Annotated in this window: 20 protein-coding genes; 14 read left to right on the top strand and 6 right to left on the bottom strand. The window is 62.1% G+C overall.

Going from position 1 to position 16,900, the window contains the following annotated elements:
* The first annotated feature begins 4 nt into the window (after positions 1–4).
* Both AC1L34_RS00855 and AC1L34_RS00860 read left to right on the top strand, forming a co-directional pair.
* Positions 5–982: an SDR family oxidoreductase gene (locus AC1L34_RS00855; protein WP_424296663.1), complete on the top strand. Its 978-nt coding sequence runs from the start codon at positions 5–7 to the stop codon at positions 980–982.
* Between the two features lie 59 nt (positions 983–1,041).
* On the top strand, positions 1,042–1,545 hold the full coding sequence (locus tag AC1L34_RS00860; RefSeq protein ID WP_480035036.1) for a nucleosidase: 504 nt from the start codon (positions 1,042–1,044) through the stop codon (positions 1,543–1,545).
* A 15-nt stretch (positions 1,546–1,560) separates the two neighbouring features.
* Here the strand turns inward: AC1L34_RS00860 and AC1L34_RS00865 are convergent, their stop codons facing one another.
* The 3 genes from AC1L34_RS00865 to AC1L34_RS00875 form a co-directional block, all read right to left on the bottom strand.
* Positions 1,561–2,466, bottom strand: coding sequence for a DUF6542 domain-containing protein (locus AC1L34_RS00865; protein ID WP_424323721.1), 906 nt, complete (start codon positions 2,464–2,466; stop codon positions 1,561–1,563).
* A 64-nt stretch (positions 2,467–2,530) separates the two neighbouring features.
* Positions 2,531–3,604 (bottom strand): DNA recombination protein RmuC, encoded by a 1,074-nt coding sequence (locus AC1L34_RS00870; RefSeq protein ID WP_424322911.1) that lies wholly within the window; start codon positions 3,602–3,604, stop codon positions 2,531–2,533.
* A 78-nt stretch (positions 3,605–3,682) separates the two neighbouring features.
* The gene (locus AC1L34_RS00875; RefSeq protein WP_424324931.1) at positions 3,683–4,228 is read right to left on the bottom strand and encodes a methylated-DNA--[protein]-cysteine S-methyltransferase; all 546 of its coding nucleotides are present in this window, start codon (positions 4,226–4,228) and stop codon (positions 3,683–3,685) included.
* A 149-nt stretch (positions 4,229–4,377) separates the two neighbouring features.
* Between AC1L34_RS00875 and AC1L34_RS00880 the strand changes: the two genes are divergently transcribed.
* A complete protein-coding gene (locus tag AC1L34_RS00880; protein WP_424296673.1) occupies positions 4,378–5,655 on the top strand; it encodes an AI-2E family transporter in 1,278 nt (425 codons plus the stop codon).
* A 6-nt stretch (positions 5,656–5,661) separates the two neighbouring features.
* Positions 5,662–6,741 (top strand): redox-regulated ATPase YchF, encoded by a 1,080-nt coding sequence (gene ychF / locus AC1L34_RS00885; RefSeq protein ID WP_424324930.1) that lies wholly within the window; start codon positions 5,662–5,664, stop codon positions 6,739–6,741.
* A 9-nt stretch (positions 6,742–6,750) separates the two neighbouring features.
* Here ychF and AC1L34_RS00890 read toward each other — a convergent pair whose 3' ends face one another.
* Positions 6,751–7,698, bottom strand: coding sequence for an alpha/beta hydrolase family protein (locus tag AC1L34_RS00890; RefSeq protein ID WP_424324929.1), 948 nt, complete (start codon positions 7,696–7,698; stop codon positions 6,751–6,753).
* Positions 7,699–7,919: 221 nt separating this feature from the next.
* Here AC1L34_RS00890 and AC1L34_RS00895 point away from each other — a divergent pair, with 221 nt between their 5' ends.
* The 4 genes from AC1L34_RS00895 (at position 7,920) to AC1L34_RS00910 (ending at position 11,297) form a co-directional block, all read left to right on the top strand.
* Complete coding sequence (locus AC1L34_RS00895; RefSeq protein WP_424324928.1) at positions 7,920–8,459, top strand: hypothetical protein; 540 nt, start codon at positions 7,920–7,922, stop codon at positions 8,457–8,459.
* A gap of 122 nt (positions 8,460–8,581) precedes the next feature.
* Entirely contained in the window at positions 8,582–9,451 is an 870-nt protein-coding gene (locus AC1L34_RS00900; RefSeq protein ID WP_424324927.1) for an AraC family transcriptional regulator, read from the top strand.
* Between the two features lie 360 nt (positions 9,452–9,811).
* Positions 9,812–10,399 (top strand): hypothetical protein, encoded by a 588-nt coding sequence (locus AC1L34_RS00905; protein WP_424324926.1) that lies wholly within the window; start codon positions 9,812–9,814, stop codon positions 10,397–10,399.
* Positions 10,400–10,544: 145 nt separating this feature from the next.
* Positions 10,545–11,297, top strand: coding sequence for an SDR family NAD(P)-dependent oxidoreductase (locus AC1L34_RS00910; RefSeq protein WP_424297471.1), 753 nt, complete (start codon positions 10,545–10,547; stop codon positions 11,295–11,297).
* A gap of 17 nt (positions 11,298–11,314) precedes the next feature.
* Here the strand turns inward: AC1L34_RS00910 and AC1L34_RS00915 are convergent, their stop codons facing one another.
* The gene (locus AC1L34_RS00915) at positions 11,315–11,695 is read right to left on the bottom strand and encodes a hypothetical protein (protein ID WP_424323873.1); all 381 of its coding nucleotides are present in this window, start codon (positions 11,693–11,695) and stop codon (positions 11,315–11,317) included.
* A 118-nt stretch (positions 11,696–11,813) separates the two neighbouring features.
* Between AC1L34_RS00915 and AC1L34_RS00920 the strand changes: the two genes are divergently transcribed.
* A complete protein-coding gene (locus AC1L34_RS00920) occupies positions 11,814–12,578 on the top strand; it encodes an ArsR/SmtB family transcription factor (RefSeq protein ID WP_424322954.1) in 765 nt (254 codons plus the stop codon).
* 324 nt (positions 12,579–12,902) lie between these two features.
* On the opposite strand, the gene AC1L34_RS00925 is transcribed toward AC1L34_RS00920, so the two are convergent.
* Positions 12,903–13,340: a VOC family protein gene (locus tag AC1L34_RS00925; protein WP_424294064.1), complete on the bottom strand. Its 438-nt coding sequence runs from the start codon at positions 13,338–13,340 to the stop codon at positions 12,903–12,905.
* Between the two features lie 81 nt (positions 13,341–13,421).
* Between AC1L34_RS00925 and AC1L34_RS00930 the strand changes: the two genes are divergently transcribed.
* From AC1L34_RS00930 to AC1L34_RS00950, 5 genes are all read left to right on the top strand, one after another.
* Positions 13,422–14,333, top strand: coding sequence for an alpha/beta hydrolase (locus tag AC1L34_RS00930; RefSeq protein ID WP_480035037.1), 912 nt, complete (start codon positions 13,422–13,424; stop codon positions 14,331–14,333).
* Positions 14,334–14,407: 74 nt separating this feature from the next.
* Positions 14,408–15,487 carry a glycoside hydrolase family protein gene (locus tag AC1L34_RS00935; protein ID WP_424294062.1) on the top strand — a complete coding sequence of 360 codons (1,080 nt, stop codon included), beginning with the start codon at positions 14,408–14,410 and terminating at the stop codon, positions 15,485–15,487.
* A 29-nt stretch (positions 15,488–15,516) separates the two neighbouring features.
* Positions 15,517–15,873 carry a zinc ribbon domain-containing protein YjdM gene (locus AC1L34_RS00940; protein WP_424294061.1) on the top strand — a complete coding sequence of 119 codons (357 nt, stop codon included), beginning with the start codon at positions 15,517–15,519 and terminating at the stop codon, positions 15,871–15,873.
* A 22-nt stretch (positions 15,874–15,895) separates the two neighbouring features.
* Entirely contained in the window at positions 15,896–16,459 is a 564-nt protein-coding gene (locus tag AC1L34_RS00945; protein ID WP_424294060.1) for a dihydrofolate reductase family protein, read from the top strand.
* Between the two features lie 84 nt (positions 16,460–16,543).
* The gene (locus AC1L34_RS00950) at positions 16,544–16,846 is read left to right on the top strand and encodes a YiaA/YiaB family inner membrane protein (protein WP_424323871.1); all 303 of its coding nucleotides are present in this window, start codon (positions 16,544–16,546) and stop codon (positions 16,844–16,846) included.
* The last annotated feature ends 54 nt before the right edge of the window (positions 16,847–16,900 follow it).

Consider the following 16,900-nt stretch of genomic DNA (forward strand, 5'->3'; position numbering starts at 1 on the left):
TGTCATGGGTCTCATGACATCGCTGAAACTGCCCGCGCTGCAGACCATTCGGGAACTCTTCGTCGTGCCGACGCCGGTGCCGTCACTGCGTGGTCGCAAGGTGTTGATTACCGGTGCGGCCAGCGGCATCGGGCGTGCCACCGCGCTGGCATCGGCCGCGGCCGGAGCGGAAGTGGTACTCACCGATATTCAATCAGGTCCGCTCGACGACGTAGTCGCCGAAATTCTCGATCATGGCGGCACCGTGCTTTATCACCGTGCGGGCGACGTCTCCGACTACGAGTGGGTGGCAGCGTTTGCGCGTGAGGTCGATGCCGAGGTCGGCGTCATGGATGTGGTCATGAATATTGCGGGAATCTCCGTTTGGGGGACTGTCGAAAACCTTGAGCATAAGCATTGGAAAAAGGCCGTCGACATCAACCTGATGGGCCCCATCCACATAATTGAGAGCTTTGTTCCCCAGATGGTTCGCAATGGTCGTGGCGGGCAGCTCGTGAATGTCTCGTCGGCTGCGGGGATCCTGGCCTTGCCCTGGCATGCCGCCTACAGTGCGAGCAAGTTTGGGATCCGCGGAGTCTCGGAGGTTCTCCGGTTTGATTTGCGACGCCACAACATCGGGGTGTCCCTGGTGTGTCCGGGTGGTGTCGCCACACCGTTGGTCGAGACAGTGGACATCGTCGGCCTCGACCGAAGCAACAGTGCCATCCAGAAGGAAATCGCCGGGTTCCATAAAGTCGCGGTGACGCCCGAGAAGGCGGCATCGGCCATCCTTCGCGGCATTACCAAAAACAAATTTATGGTCTACACGTCTTTCGACATCCGCTTCGGGTACTGGTGGGCTCGCAAGTTCGCGCTTCCGTATGAGGTCGTCATGCGGATCGCCAACAACCGCTTTGACTACCTCTCGCGGATCAGCAACCTCGGTGTCGGCGACGGCACCGCAGCGGGGTCCGATTCGACGGTCGCACGGCGCAGCGAGTGAGGGGGCCACACCAACCCGGGGTTCTGGTGGTTTCGGCGACGCCTGCCGAAGCTGTGCACGTGCCACCCGGGACCGACCTGCTGATCACCGGCATCGGCAAAGTACGAGCCGCCACCGCCCTCACCAAACGGCTGATCACCGGCGACTACCGTCGGGTCATCAACATTGGCACGGCGGGTGCCCTTCGCGACGGCCGCAGTGGGCTCTACTTGCCGTCCCGCGTGATCGAACACGACATCAGCGCTGCTGAACTGACCGCGATGGGTTATCCGTTGGTCGACGAGTGGGAGATTCTCGGTGGTGACGGGAGCATCCTTGCGACCGGTGACACCTTCGTTTCCGATCCGGTGCACCGTGACGTGATCGCCGAACGGGCCGACCTCGTCGATATGGAGGGTGCCGCCTTCGCTCAAGTTTGCGACGACTTCGCCGTGCTGTTTCGCGTGGTCAAAGTCGTCACAGACAACGCCGATGAATCAGCGATGGATTGGCCGACGGCTATCGAACACGCGGCCCGAGACCTCGGGGCGTGGTTGGCCGAAACGGATTTCGGCGAGCTGTAGCTACTAGCTGGACGACTAGCGGTCGTCGGCGCCGGCGGTGAGATCTTCGATGTGTGCCTTGTCGCGCATCTGACCTGCTGTGCGACGTGCTCCCTTGGTATCCCGAGCGGGGATGGTCTGTGGCGCGGCCCGACGACGCGGTGGCGTGCCAGCTGCAGTTGCGCTCGCCTGGGCCGATCTGGGCTGAGCTGGCTGCGCTGCCGCCGGTCGGGGAGCGGACTTGCGGGGCGCGGCCCGACGAGGTGCGGGTTCCGATTCCGGGCGACGCCGAACGGTTGGCTTTGCCGGTGTGGCGTCAGTGGTGGATGTCGGCCGGCTCGTTGCTGGCCGCTTAGCTTTTGTCGGGGCCCCTTGGGTGGGCGATCCAGTCTTCGCCGCTGGCTTCTTTGCGGTGGTCGCAGTTTTTGTTGGCGTCTTCTTTGCGGGGGTGGCCTTCTTGGCTACCCCGGCCGGGCGTTTGGAGCCCTTCCCAAAGAACGGTTGCCCGCTTGGTCGGGCGGCGAACCAGCGCACCAAAACCACTGTCAGCGTGGCGAGGAAGGCGAGGAGAATCCAGGGGAAGCTTGAGGCGATCGGTAGGACCACCTTGAAAACGATGGCCCGCAGGCCCTGCGAATCGCCGGAATCCAGGACAAAGAGAGTCGCGATGCCGACGGCGAAAGCGACCAGGGGTGGCTGAGCGGCGGCCGTGAAGAGGGCGCGCTGGCGCACCAAAAGTGCGGCGAGGATGCAGCCGACCAAGTAGCAGAGTTTGAACGATCGGCCGAGGGTCGACGCGCTTTCGGCGTCGATAACGGCACCGATGGTGGTGATGCCGACCGCGATAAGGACAGCACCCCACCAGGGGACTCCCCGGACGGTAGGCAATACCGACCGCTGATCGGCGGGTACGGCAGGGCCGGCTAACAGGCGCGAAAACACCCTTCAACGGTACCTTCCACTGCGCTGAACCCCGGGATCCAAAGCCGTGAGTTTGCTGAATTCTCTAGCGCGGTGACATGGATCTCACTGCAGTATCGACATTTGGGACACCGTCGGTAATGCGGGACGACCGGTTTGTCGGGCCGGAGAGGGCCTCGAGTTCAGCTAGTTTGCGGGCGGTGACGCCCAGTCGGGTGTCGATGGCGCCCACTGTCGAGTTGTACGACTCAACTGCCCGCCGCAGTGATACCCCGGTCTTCTCCAGGTGCGCGAGAACTTGATCGATGCGTTGGTACAGCGACCGACCGAGCTGATGAATCGTCTCGGCGTCTTCGGCGAGCGCATACTGTCGCCACCCGAGGGCGACAGTCCTCAGCAGGGCTATCAGCGTGCTGGGGGTGGCCAGCACAACGTCGCGGTCGAAGGCGTAGTCGAGGAGTCCGGGGTCACCGCGAAGTGCGGCCTCCAGCACTCCGTCGCCGGGCAAGAACAGTACGACGAACTCGGGTGAGGTCGGCTGGGCCGACCAGTATGCCTTCGATGCCAGGGTGTTGACGTGGGCGCGCACAGCCTGCGCATGGCGGGCGAGGGGTTCGCGGTTGTCGCCAGACGGCACCGCCATCGCATCCAGGTATTGCTGCATCGGGACTTTGGCATCGACCACAATGCGTCGCCCGCCAGCGAGGTTCACCACCAGGTCCGGTCGGACGATTCGGTCGGCATCGGATTGTCCATGGACTTGCGTCGAGAAGTCGCAGTGTCGCGACATACCCGACAACTCGACAATCCGCTCAAGTTGGATTTCGCCCCAGCGGCCACGGACTTGCGGGGCGTGGAGGGCGCCGGCCAACTGGCTGGTCTGTTGCTGCAGGCGCTGCGAAGTCGCGTAGACGCCACGCATCTGCTCGGACAGGCCCGCGTAAGCGTGCGCGCGACCGGCCTCAGTGCGTCGCAGTTCCTCGGATAGGCGCCCCAGGGTGTCGCGCAGCGGGCCGACGACAAGGTCGACCTCGCTGCCGACCGATGGGCCAGGTGGCGGCTGGTTGCCGTGTGCCCGCGCGGCCGCTGACCGAGCCATCCACCCAAGGACCGCACCAATGATTAGGCAGACCGGGCCAATGATTGCTGCTGGTGTCATGCCCACATCATGGCGGTTGGCTCTGACAACTTTGGTCGGCCGTCGTCTTACTTCACATCGCGGGTATCGCCGACCGGATCAGAAGCCGTGTTCGTCGCGAGCGGCAGCCAGGGATTCGGCTTCTCGGCGGAGCAGGTCTTCTTTGAGTTCCAGGCCGTAGCGGTACCCGCCGAGACTGCCATCGGTTCGCATGACGCGATGGCACGGAACAAATAGCGCGGCGGCATTGCGGACACAGCATTGTGCGGCCCCGCGAACTGCTGTCGGGCGCCCGGCAAGTTCAGCGAGTTGTCGGTAGGTCACCGGAGTGCCAGCGCGTACCTTCCGGAGTGCCACCCAAGCGTCGGTGATAAACGGACCAGCCTGCTGCCGCACCTGAATGTGTGACGGCGCCGTCGTGTGGCCGTCGTAGTACTGGAGAACCGCTTCGGTAACCGGACCTCCTGGCTTCTCGAATAGGTCGGTGGTGCGCAATTCCGGGTGGATCAAGCTTTCGAGGTATTCAAGTGAATGAGTCCAGCCGGAGGCGTAGACAGTGTGGTCGTCATCGAAGATGGCGGTGAATGGGCCGTCTTCGGTCGGGACGGTTGCCCAGCCGAGAGAAGGTGCAACTGCGGTGGTCATCGTTCCTCCTGTGCCTGTGGGGCCGCTTCCAAATGGACGCGGTCTTGAATTGGACGCACCGGATGCCAGTTCGGTTCCAACGTCATCCACAGGGACCCGCAAGCGCGTCTCAGGCTACGAATGCGGTGGGTGTGTGTGAGGATTGGCGGGTGAACGACGAAACGGGTGAATCGAATGCCTCGCCGAAAACTGAGCCACCGGTCCCTGAAGCGACAGAAGTGCTGAGTAACCCGGTTACCGGCAAGCCGTACCCAACCAGGGGACGAGTGTTCCGAACCGGTCTTCGGTCCACTTCAGTCATCTGCTTGCAGATGCTTTTGGTCCTGGTGTTCCTGTATGCACTGCTGCTGGTGCTGGGAAAGCTGTGGGTAATTCTTCTTCCGGTTGTCCTCGGTATCGTTCTCGCTACCGTGCTCTGGCCGCCGGTTCGGTGGTTGCGGGCTCACGGCGTCCCCGCTGCCTTAGCCACCATCTTGGTAGTTATCGGTGCCATGGTCGTCATCGGCGGCGTTATTGGCTTGATTGTTCCGTCGTTGATTTCGCAGGTCCCGGATTTGGCCAACGAGGCGATCAAGGGCATCCGCAAGTTGCAAGACTGGGCTCAGGGGCCGCCGCTCAACATCGGTGACGATCAGATCAACGACTTCGTCGACGCGATCACCCAAAAGCTGCAGCAGAGTGCCACCACCATCGCCAGCGGTGTGTTCAACGGTGTCGGCGTCGCCACGTCGGCTCTCGTCACATTGTTCACAACCATCGTGCTGGTGTTCTTCTTCTTGAAGGACGGGCCCAAGTTCCTTCCGTGGATTCACCGGACGATGGGTGTCGGCGGTGCCGCTCATGTCAGCGAAGTGCTCCGACGCATGTGGGACACCCTCGGCGGCTTTATCCGGACGCAGGCGCTGGTGAGCTTTGTTGACGCTTCACTGATCGGCATCGGTTTGATAGTCCTCAACGTGCCGTTGGCTGGCCCGTTGATTGTCATCACCTTCATGGGTGGCTTCATCCCCATTGTCGGTGCGTTCGTCGCCGGTGCGCTCGCGGTGTTGATCGCGTTGGTCTCGAATGGCTTGACGTCCGCACTGATTGTGCTGGCCATCATCCTGGTGGTGCAGCAAATCGAGGGCAACGTCCTTCAGCCGTGGCTGCAAGCGAAGTCGATGAATCTGCACGCGGTGATCGTGCTGCTGTCGGTGACGCTTGGTGCCTCGCTGTTCGGGATTACTGGCGCGTTCTTGGCAGTTCCTGCGGCATCCTGCTTGACCGTTGCGTTCCGGTACATGCTTGAGCAGATTGGGCACGCTGCGGGCGATGAGATTGCCGCCGAGGACGAACTCGCACGCGCGGCAGCACGCGCATCCAACAGCGGTCGAGGCAAGCGCAGAATCAGCCTGGGTAGGTCCGCCACCAAATCGCAGATAGACTGACCTCCCGTGAGTCTTACCCTCGGAATTGTCGGCCTGCCCAACGTTGGAAAGTCGACCCTTTTTAACGCCCTAACCCGTAACGATGTGCTCGCCGCGAACTACCCGTTCGCGACGATCGAGCCGAATATCGGCATCGTCGAACTGCCGGATGCGCGGCTTAACCGCCTCGCCGAAATCTTCGGCAGTGAGCGGATCTTGCCCGCCGTCGTGTCTTTCGTCGACATCGCCGGAATCGTGAAGGGCGCTTCGGAGGGGGAGGGCATGGGTAACCAGTTCCTCGCCAACATCCGCGAGGCTGACGCGATCTGCCAGGTCGTTCGGGTATTCGCCGACGACGACGTCGTGCATGTCGACGGTCGCGTCGATCCGCGCGCGGACATTGAAGTCATCGAGACCGAGCTGATTTTGGCTGACCTCCAGACGTTGGAGAAGGCAATTCCGCGTCTGGAGAAGGAAGCCAAGAAGAACAAGGACCAGGCCAGCGTGCTCGCTGCTGCGCAGGCCGCGCAGGCGATCCTTGACTCGGGCAAGACGATGTTCTCGGCGAAAGACGACTTTGATCTGTCGTCGGTCCGTGAACTGCACTTGCTTACCGCAAAGCCGTTCCTCTACGTATTCAATGCTGACGAAGCCGTCCTCACCGACGATGCCCGCAAGCAGGAACTGCGCGATGCCGTCGCGCCCGCAGACTGCGTCTTCTTGGACGCCAAGGTGGAAAGTGAACTCCTTGAGCTCGAAGAAGAGGATGCTCAGGAACTTCTTGACTCGATCGGTCAGGACGAGCCCGGTTTGCGCCAGCTGGCCCGCGCTGGCTTCCACACCCTCGGCCTACAGACCTACTTGACGGCCGGACCGAAGGAAGCGCGCGCCTGGACCATCCGTCAGGGCGATACCGCACCGAAGGCTGCGGGTGTTATCCACACGGACTTCGAAAAGGGTTTCATCAAGGCCGAAATCGTCTCCTTCGCCGATCTCGATGAGAACGGCTCCATGAACGCGGCCAAGGCTGCCGGCAAGGTCCGCATGGAGGGCAAGGACTACGTCATGGTCGACGGCGACGTCGTCGAGTTCCGGTTTAACGTCTAGCTTGCCGACCTACTCCTCGGTGAGTTCGGATTGTTCCTCGGACGAGTATTCGGCGATTAGGTCGATCACTCTCGTGTACGCGGGACTGCCCTTCTGGACGAGCGACACGTGACCTTCGCCGTCGAGGAGCAGAAGGCGTCCGGCACCGCCGCGGCGTTCGACTTCGGCGATGTACCGGGTCGAATTGTGGGGGCGAACGACGGTATCCGCGGTGCCGTGCACTGCGGCTACCGGCATCGTCGGGTCAATGTTCTTGATCGGGTCGACGGCATCCCACCGCTCCGGCTTCGCCGACGGCGGGGCACCCATCGCGCCGATGATGTGGTTGTTGCCGTCCTTCGCGGTCTGCCGCATGTCCAACGGACCGGCTAGGGACACGACGCGAGTCGGCCGGAAACGCGGCCGTGATCCGACCTCATCGTCTTCCAGCTTATGGCGGGTACCGGCCCACATCGCGAGTTGGCCGCCCGCGGAATGTCCGACGACCAGTTCATCCCTCACCGTGATCTGCGGGAACTTCTTGTCCAGGTCGATGATGTGGTCAAGGGCCCGGGCCACGTCGCGGAACGTCGTAGGCCAGCCTCCACCGCGACCGAGCCGCCGGTACTCGACGTTGTAGACGGCCATTCCGCGACCGGCGAGATCCATCGCGAGCTCATCGAAGACGTCGGCACCGATCTGAGATCGCCACCCGCCTCCGTGGATCAGCACGACCAACGGGATGGTGTCCACGGCCTGCCTGCCGGCCGGGAGGTAAAAGTCCGCCCAATTTTGATCTGGGTCCTGGTCTGGGCCGGTCAGATAGTGGATGCGATTGCGCTGAGTCTCGGAGAAGGTCGCGACCTGCTCCGACGACGGTGCGGCAGGCGCCATGTCGGGACTTGTCGAGCAGGCACTCACGACCGCCATGGCAGTGATAGCTGCGGCGAGCGCAAGCGGAGAGGAATAACGGGCCATCGAAGTCCGATCGGGAGGTTGGTCCGGATTTTCGTCACTGTAGCAGTGGGCGGTGCCCGTTCGCCGCAACGATTCGCGTGGCCGAAGGGCATGATCGAGGCTGCGATAGCTTCCCTTGATTCCCGCAGTAACCACTGTTTCCCGCAGTGACGACGGTCCCGAGGCTCCCAAGCCAGGTCGCATGCGAAACTAGGTGCGACTCGACCCACGAAGGGAACCTGTTGAACGACAGCACGGAACAGACCGGCATGGAGATCTACGGTGCTTGGGGCGCGCTACTGCCGTCGCAGACTCGTGCGCAACTCGCGGTCGTCGGTAACGGCGACGAGTACCTCATCATCTACCGGACTGGAGAATCGTCGTGGCAGCCGCTCGCGTCCGCCTTCGACGAAGAGGCCGCCAAGCGGGCGGGCCTGCTGATCGCCAAGATGACGAAGATGCCCGAGCATCTGCGCATCGGTGGTGACACGATCGCCTCCGGTGCTGACACCGACCACCCCGGGGTGGAGTGGGTGGTGCCGACGCAGATCGTCGACGATCCGGACCCCATTGTTCGCATCACCGGTCCGGGCACCGACCGACTCTGGGTGCTACCGAGCACCGACGGTGAGGTCTTCGGTCTACTGAACCCGGACGGCGACCCGCGTGAACTCGCAGAGTTTGCCACTGCCGAGTCGGCCGACGTGTTCATTTCGGTGATCGACGCGCTCTTTGCGCTCTCCGGCAGTCGTGCCTATGCGGAGGGCAAGAGCGAGAGCTAGCTCTCCGAAAACTGCTGGTCCCCGAGAGCGACTGGGGTGGCAGCGGATAGCCGATCAAACCGGGCCCGGATAGTCGGGCGCGAGGTGCGCCACTTCGATGAAAGTGGAAGCCGAAGGGAGCGATGATGATTGACATCCTCAACCGGCTCGTCGACGACATCGAGCAGCACCTCGGGGACGAAGTCGACGTTGACGGCCTCGCAGCATCGATGGGAACGACGGGCTACCACATCCGCCGGATGTTCTCGTCCCTGTCTGGGATGCCGGTGTCGGAGTACGTGCGACGCCGTCGAATGACGGTAGCAGCGGCCGACGTTACCGGGGATGAGGGTCTACTCACGATCGCGGTGCGCTACGGGTATGGCTCGGTCGAAGCATTTGGTCGAGCATTTCGCGCGGTGCACGGTGTCAGTCACGGCGATGTCCGCCGCGATGGCGGCCCCCTTCGTAGCCAACCGCACATCAGGTTCCGCCTGACCGTCGAAGGGAACAACCCCATGGATGCCCGAATTACCGAACGACCAGCCTTCCGACTCATCGGCCAAGCCGCGCGCGTGCCGCTCATTTATGAAGGAGTCAACCCGCATATTCAACAGCACATTGCAGCCTTGCCCAGCTCGGCACATGAGCGGCTCAAAGAACTCAGTTCGTCGGAGCCTGCGGGACTCCTCCAGGTCAGCGCTGATGTTGATCCAGATGCTGTGGAAGGCAGCGAATTGACCTACCTGCACGGCGTAGCGGTCGACGCAGCTGACCCGGTGCCCGCCGAGTTGGACGTGATTGACGTCGAGGCAGGAGCTTGGGTGGTGTTCCGGACATCGGGGCCGTATCCGGAAGCGCTACAGGAATCGTATGCGGCATCGGCGACTGAATGGTTCCCGTCTAACCCCTGGCGCCTGCGGCCCGGTCCGTCGATTGTCGCTGTCCTCGAGCGCGCAGCCGATTTCAGTACTGCGACGTGTGAGCTCTGGTTCCCGATTGAACGTGCATGAGCGACGGTGGCTGCTGGGTTCCAACTCCGAGTAGTCCGAGCGTGTGCGTTGGGGTTGGACCTGCCCTCCGATACTTCCCGACGGTCACTGGGCACACATCAGTCCCAGCGGTCGCGGGATTCGTGCGATGCAACAAACGGTGTGCTTGGGAAACTGGACAATTTGCAGCCAGTCGGCGTTGAGGCCCGTGCCAACTATCGTGACCCGAATTCGCTGTATGCACAGAATTGTGTCCGCCGAAGGGGTGAATGCGCGGCGGTGTGGACAGTGATGGTGCCGGTGAGGCTATGTTTTGCACGTTGCCCTCCCAAACAAAGGACCACCATGGTTGCTATTGCTCGGACCCTTACGACTGCCTGCGTGGCAGCGGGCGCTCTCGTCTCGGTCGGCGTTGGATCGGCTGGCGCTGTGCCAGCCGCGGGCTCGCCGGTAGGGGCCGTCACATTCTCCGCGAAGAACCTCGGCCACTGTAAGGCCGAATTTTCCATCGTGAACAAGACCAACGTCACGAGCTACACGATTGACTGGCGAATTGACGATGAGGTGCCGGAAGGACGCGATATTGGTGTCGGGTTCCCCGTCTGGCGGACCGGCAGCCCCAATATGGCGTCGAAGGCTGACCTTCCCAGCTGGCCCGATGGCGGTGCCGGCCAGAACACTGAGGCGAACCGGACCATGGTGTCCGACCGCGCACCCGTGACAGCAACCTACGTGCAAGATCTGAAGAGTCTGAACGGCTGGAATCCGGGCCTCCCGAACCCCAACGCGGCGACCCACAAGATTGCCTACCGCATGGTGCTCGGACCTCCCGGAAACAACGGGCAGACCGCTGATGGCATGCCTGAATGGCTTGGCAATCGGGAGTGGCGAAGCGTTACGGTGACCGGCTGCGCCCAGCCGGATCACGGTTCCCTGGGCACCGGCTCGCTGGATAGCCTGTTCGGGTGACCTGGCTGAAACCGCGACCACTAGAGTGCGGACTCGGACAGTGCCCCGGTCATCCGACCGCGGCACTGTCCGTTCTTTGATGCGCCAGGTTTTGTCCACCATGTGGCGGTAAGTTTCGGTTAGGAGCCAACGAAAGGACACCGTCATGCGCTTGGAGAACAAGGTCGCGATCGTTACCGGAGGAGCGGGCGGGATCGGTCGCGGAATAGTCTCCAAGTTCCTCGACGAAGGTGCGAGCGTGCTCGTCGTCGACATTGTGCCGCAAGGCGACGGCGAAATGATCGTCGCCGAGATCGCGAACGGCCGCCCGGCGGTCTATCTCGACAAAGACATCTCGGTACAGGCCAATGCGGCGGTGATCGTCGACGCGGCAGTTGACGCATTCGGCAAGCTCGACATCCTTGTCAACAATGCACACGCTTCCAGGCAGGCCCCCATCCTGGAAACCACCCAGGAAATGTGGGACCTCTCCATGGGTAGCGGCATGTACGCGACCTTCCACCTCATGCAAGCCGCACACGCGCAGCTGGCCGAGAACAAGGGGGCCATCGTGAACTTCGCGTCGGGTGCTGGCCTGAAGGGGCTGCCGACACAGGTCACGTATGCCGCGGCCAAGGAAGCGATCCGCGCGATCACCCGCGTCGCAGCCAACGAATGGGCGTCCGACGGTATCCGGGTGAACCTGGTTTCGCCGGTCGCGCTGACACCGGGCATCGAGCAGTGGTCGGAAGCGTTCCCCAAAGACTACAAGCGCATGCTCGCTGGCATCCCGCTCGGCCGTCTCGGCAGCCCCGCCGACGACATCGCGCCCGTCGTCGTCTTCCTGGCGAGCGACGACGCCAGCTACATGACTGGCCAGACGCTCATGGTTGACGGCGGCTCCATCATGCTGCACTGACGGGCACGCCACTTTGCCTATGGTTGCACGCTGCGCAGGACTGCCTCGAGGGTAGTTTCCGGGGAATCGTTGAAACTGAACCGGACACCGGGCGCAAGTGCCACAACCGTGTTGATGACACATTCAAACACCGGCGTGTAATCGTGTGATGCACGCAATCCGGATCCGACTTCGACGACATCGAACTCGTGTCCGGCGAACGCTCGGCGCACACTGCTCTCTGCCGCGTCCACGTCGTCGGGCACAAGGCATTCGGTCACGTCGAAGCCGGCGTCGCGCAGGGCGGCCTGGGCTATGGCAATGCGTTCGAACAAGAGGTCTGCGTTTTGGCCGGGCCACGGCGAGAAGTCAACGACGTTGGGGTCGATCCCAATCTGCAGGAGCCGCAGTTTCGCCATGGCTCCATCATGCTGCACTGAAGGGCGATCCGTACGCGCTAATCATCGGTGCGAATGCCTGGCGGCCGACAACCCTTGAAATAGGCAAGTAAATACCTGCATAATGGGTCGTGTGGATATGGATCCGATCTTCAAGTCGTTGGCAGACTCGACCCGCCGACGGCTTCTAGACCGCCTGCGCGCGGAAAATGGACAGACTCTCGGTCAGTTGTGCGAGCAGTTAGACATGTCGCGGCAATCCGTGACACAGCACCTCGACGTTCTCGTACGGGCCAACCTCGTGACGGTCGTACGACGAGGGCGAGAGCGTCTTCACTACCTCAACCCGGCACCCATCCACGACATCGAGCAGCGCTGGATCGCAGCGTTCGACAAGCCCCGACTCGACGCGCTCGCCGACATCAAAGCCAGAGCAGAAGAGGACGCCATGATTCCGAACTATGTGTACGTGACTTACATCAAGGCAACGCCGGAGCAGGTGTGGAAGGCGTTGACCGACGCTGATCTCACCGCCGAGTACTGGGGTCATGCCAACGTCTCGGACTGGCAGCCGGGGTCAGCGTGGGAGCATCGTCGAACTGACGGTAGCGGCACCGTCGACGTCACCGGGGAAGTCCTCGAGGCTGAACCTCCAAGGCGTCTGGTGATCACTTTCGAGGACTCTCCGGAAGAGTCGACCCAACGGGCACCCTCCACGGTCACGTTCCTGGTGGAGTCTCACCAAGACATCGTCCGCCTCACCGTGACCCACGAGAATCTTCCGAACAAAGAAATGCTCAACGGCATCTCGAAGGGTTGGCCAGCCGTGCTGGCCAACCTCAAGTCGCTGCTCGAAACCGGCACCGTCCTACCTCAGGCGCCGTGGGAGATGGCAGATCGATGAGCGGATTATCCGGGTCAGGAGGAAAGTCATCAATGCTCGACACCACGCCGTTTCGCCTCTCCTACGACGAGTTCCTTGAGGCCGCTGAGCGTGTAGGTGTTGCTGACACTGTCGTAGAGCCACCCCGGGTGAATGGGGCCCGTCCTCAGTGATCGTGAACTTGTCTCTAAGATCCCGGCCAGGCTGGTCTCGAACGATGCCCTGGTCGTTGACGAGATTCTGACTTTGAGTGACATCATCGGCGGCCTCGCCGAGTCCGAGATCCCCGGGCACACACAACAAATACTCGAACTCGTGTTGCACGACTGAGCGGCGTGCCTCAGATCAGTGAACCGCTTGCGCCAACCCAATTAGGATTCCCTCGGGGCCGCGTATGTAGCAAAGTCGGTAGACGTTTTCGTAATTGATTACGTCGGTGCTGACTAGTTCGGCACCATGTTTGGCCAGGCGGGCGAGGGTGTCGTCAATGTCGTCAACGGCGAACATCACCCGGAGGTAGCCGAGCGCATTCACCGGCGCGTTCCGGTGATCGGCGATCACCTCCGGTTCGATGTACCGCGACAGTTCGAGCTTGCCGCTGCCGTCTGGTGCGTTCATCATGGCGATCTCGACCCGCTGAAAACCTAGACCGGTCACTTGGCCAGCCCAGTCGCCTTCGATGGTCGCCCGGTTTTCGAGGTCAAGGCCCAGCTCGCGGAAGAAGGCGATGGCACCGTCTAGGTTCTCCACGACGATCCCGACGTTGTCCATACTGATGCCCATCAGGCAATCGTAAGAGCGTGTGCCGCAGATATCCACGACCAGCAGTCGAACAACGCACGCCGCACTCGTAAAGTGCACTTAATGCGACTTGATCTCCACTCTCTAATTGATCCAGCGTTGCTACCACTCGTCGAAGAGTCGCGGGCCTTCTATGCCGATCGGACTCCGGGACGTGGGCCGACAACGTTGGACGAGCTTCACGCGGCCCGCGCGGGGAAGGTCGCTCCCGGAATCTGTTGGCCTGAGCCATCGATCGAGACCGTAAACGCAGGCGGCACGACCGTCGACGTTCGAATTCATCTGCCAACGGAGGTACCACCCGCAGGCGTCGTGCTGGAGATGCACGCTGGCGGCTTCTACTTGGGTTCTGCGGCTGGCAGCGATACGCGGAATCGGCAGCTCGCCGATCGCCTCGGAGTCGCTGTGGTCAGCGTCGACTATCGGCTCGCTACCGAGCATCCCTGGCCCTCGGCGCCGGACGATTGTGAGACGGCGGCGCTCTGGCTTGTCGAGAACGCTGAGGCCAGGTTCGGGACTACCAGACTGGCGATGCTTGGGCTATCGGCCGGATCTACGCTGGTCGCGACGACTCTCATCCGCCTTCGCGAGCGTGGCATCAACAACTACTGCGGTGCCGTCCTAGATTGCGGTACTTACGACCTTTCCGGTCAAACGCCAGCGGGGCGTCTCATCGCTGATGAGTATTTCCTGCAGGCGTACCTGGGGGACTGTGCGGATCGAACCATCGCTGATGTTTCGCCGATCTACGCTGATTTGCGCGGTCTGCCGCCGGTTCGTCTAGTCGTTGGGGCCGACGACATCCTGCTCGACGATAATCTGGCGATGGTCGGGCGACTTGTGACGGCGGGTGTGGAGGTCGACCTCAACGTCTATCCGGAATCGCCGCACGCCTTCACCGCCCATCCGACATCGATGGCCGCGAAAGCGCGGTCGGGGATGTACGACTGGTTGCGGATTCGAATCGAGGCTTAGCGTCGGGTAACGATTTGGGGCTGCTGTGACAGAAGGGGTTGATGATTCGAGTTGGATCGTCGACTCTGGGACACGTGTCTCGCATCGATCGGCCTCGTCTTGTCAGCACCTTCGTTGTCCTGTTTGCCGCAATCGCACTGGTTGTGTCTTCGCCCGGCGTTGCGGCTGCCGAGCCGGCACCATCTCCTGGGTGGAAGTACACGATGGTGGGCTTCAGCAATTCCAGCGTCCGCGACATGGACGTCTACACATCTAGCGACGGCACTGACTTCCAACTCCTGAAGAAGGCCGCCTACCGCCCGCCCGCTGGCGTGGTCCGCGACCCGAGCATTTTCCGGCACACCAACGGCCTGTACTACATCACCTACACGACCGGCGATACGAGCATTGGCTTCGCGAGTAGTCCTGACCTGGTGAATTGGACGCCGATGAAGAACTGGCCGCTCCCGTTCTGCTGCGCCTTCCTTCCCGGAACGGGCGACGGCAAGGGGCCGCTACCGCTACCCGGCGTTAACGGGTCGGCCGGATTCCGTGACGGACCGTCCCTGTCGCCGTTCACCACAAAGGCGTGGGCACCGGAATGGTTCGTCGACGGGAACACCGTGAACATCATCGTCTCCATGTCGACCGGTGGCGGCTTTGTTCCGTACCTGATGACTGCGCTCAATTCGTCGCTCACCCTGTGGAGCTTTCCCGTGGCGCTCGACGGCATCGGTGCCGACCACATTGATACGACCATCGTGAAGGTCGGTTCCACCTACCATGCGTTCACGAAGAACGAGACCAAGAAGACGATCCAGCATGCGGTCGCGCCAACACTGCGCGGGCGGTATTCGTATGTGACCCCGGGAGATTGGGGCACCCTTGTCGAAGGCCCCGCCGTGACGCAGTTGCCGAACGGCACGTGGCGGCTGTACCTCGATTCATACAAGGCCGGTGACTACGTCTACTCCGACAGTTCCGACGGCATGCGTACTTGGACCAAGCCCGCGAAGCTGACGAGCGTCTCCGGCACGGTCCGCCACTTTGGCATCATGCGTGAGCGCGCAACCGCACCGGCACCCGCGGCGCCGGCTGACGCGGCCCCACCCGCTGCGAGTGAGCCATCGACGTCCACTGAACCGTCCATACCGCCTGAGCAGCCAAATGCCTGACCGGGCCAAGATGTTGTAGCGTCGCACGCATGTCTGATCAGTTGCCGCCGTGCCCGGCGTGTGAAAGCGAGTACACGTACGATTCGGGTACTCTCCTCGTCTGCTCGATGTGTGCTCACGAATGGTCGCCCAGCGAAGATGCTGACGTCGCAGCCGATGACGTCATCAAAGATGCCGTCGGCAATGTCCTCGACGACGGCGACACGGTGACGATCGTCAGGAGCCTGAAGGTGAAGGGTGCCGGTGGCGGCGTCGTCAAGATTGGCACCAAGGTTCGCGGGATTCGTCTAATCGGCGACGGCGTGGGCGACCACGACATTGATGCCAAGGTGCCTGGTTTCGGCCAGATGCAGCTTAAGTCGAGTGTTGTGAAAAAGGTTCTTTAACCTCCTGGAAAGGTGATTTCCGATGGGTACTTTGAGCTATTCGACGACGATGTCGCTCGACGGTTTCGTCGAAGACGCCGACGGTAGTTTTGAATGGTTTGCGCCCAGTCCGGAGATCTTCGCCGCGCACCTGGAGCGGATGACTGAGGTCTCAACGGAAGTGCTGGGGCGCAAAACCTTCGCGCTGATGCAGTACTGGGAAGACCTTCCCGCCGACGCCGACGTCTCGCCCGATGAGCAAGAGTTTGGTCGACGCTGGCGGGCAATTAAGAAGGTGGTGGCGTCGTCGACGCTGACGAACGCAGATCTGGGTGACGGGCGCTGTCGCCTCGTCGCGGATCTGCAGCTACCGGAGCTTGCTCGCATCGTTTCCGAGGCGGAGGGTTCCGTTGAGATCTTCGGACCAACCACCGCAGGGCCGGCGATGCGCGCCGGAATGATCGACGACTTCCACCTGTTTGTTGCGCCAAAAGTACTGGGTGGGGGACGACGCGCCCTCGTCGAAGGTGCGCTTCTTGACCTGGAACTCGTCGAGCAACGACGGTTCGACGGCGGCACCGTGTACCTGCATTACCGGTCCCGCTGAGGTCGCCTACCTGTGCGTAAGTGCGTGGCGAATCTGCGTAACTTTACGGAGTTGCACGGCGGCCGCGCCGGACACCCTTAAGGCATGGATACACGAACAGTTCCCCAGTCCAACACGGCCGCTTTCTACGTTCAGTCGATGATTGCCTTCGGAGTCAGCATGGCCGCAGCGCTGATTGGGATGGCGTACCTGCCGATGGATGCATGGCAGCGCGGCTACATCGGCATCACCCTGCTGTTCCTGGTGTCGAGCACGTTCAGCTTGTCGAAGGTGGTTCGCGACCGCCAGGAGCAGACGCATGTGATGGCGCGGATCGACGAGGCGCGCGTGGAGAAACTAATGGCCGACCACGACCCGTACGTCCCGCCGAAGATTGCCGGACTCTGACTCGTCAAACTAGAACAAGCCGCTCCGACCAATACCGGTCGGGGCGGCTTGATG

It is taken from the genome of Gordonia sp. 34D (assembly GCF_056682775.1).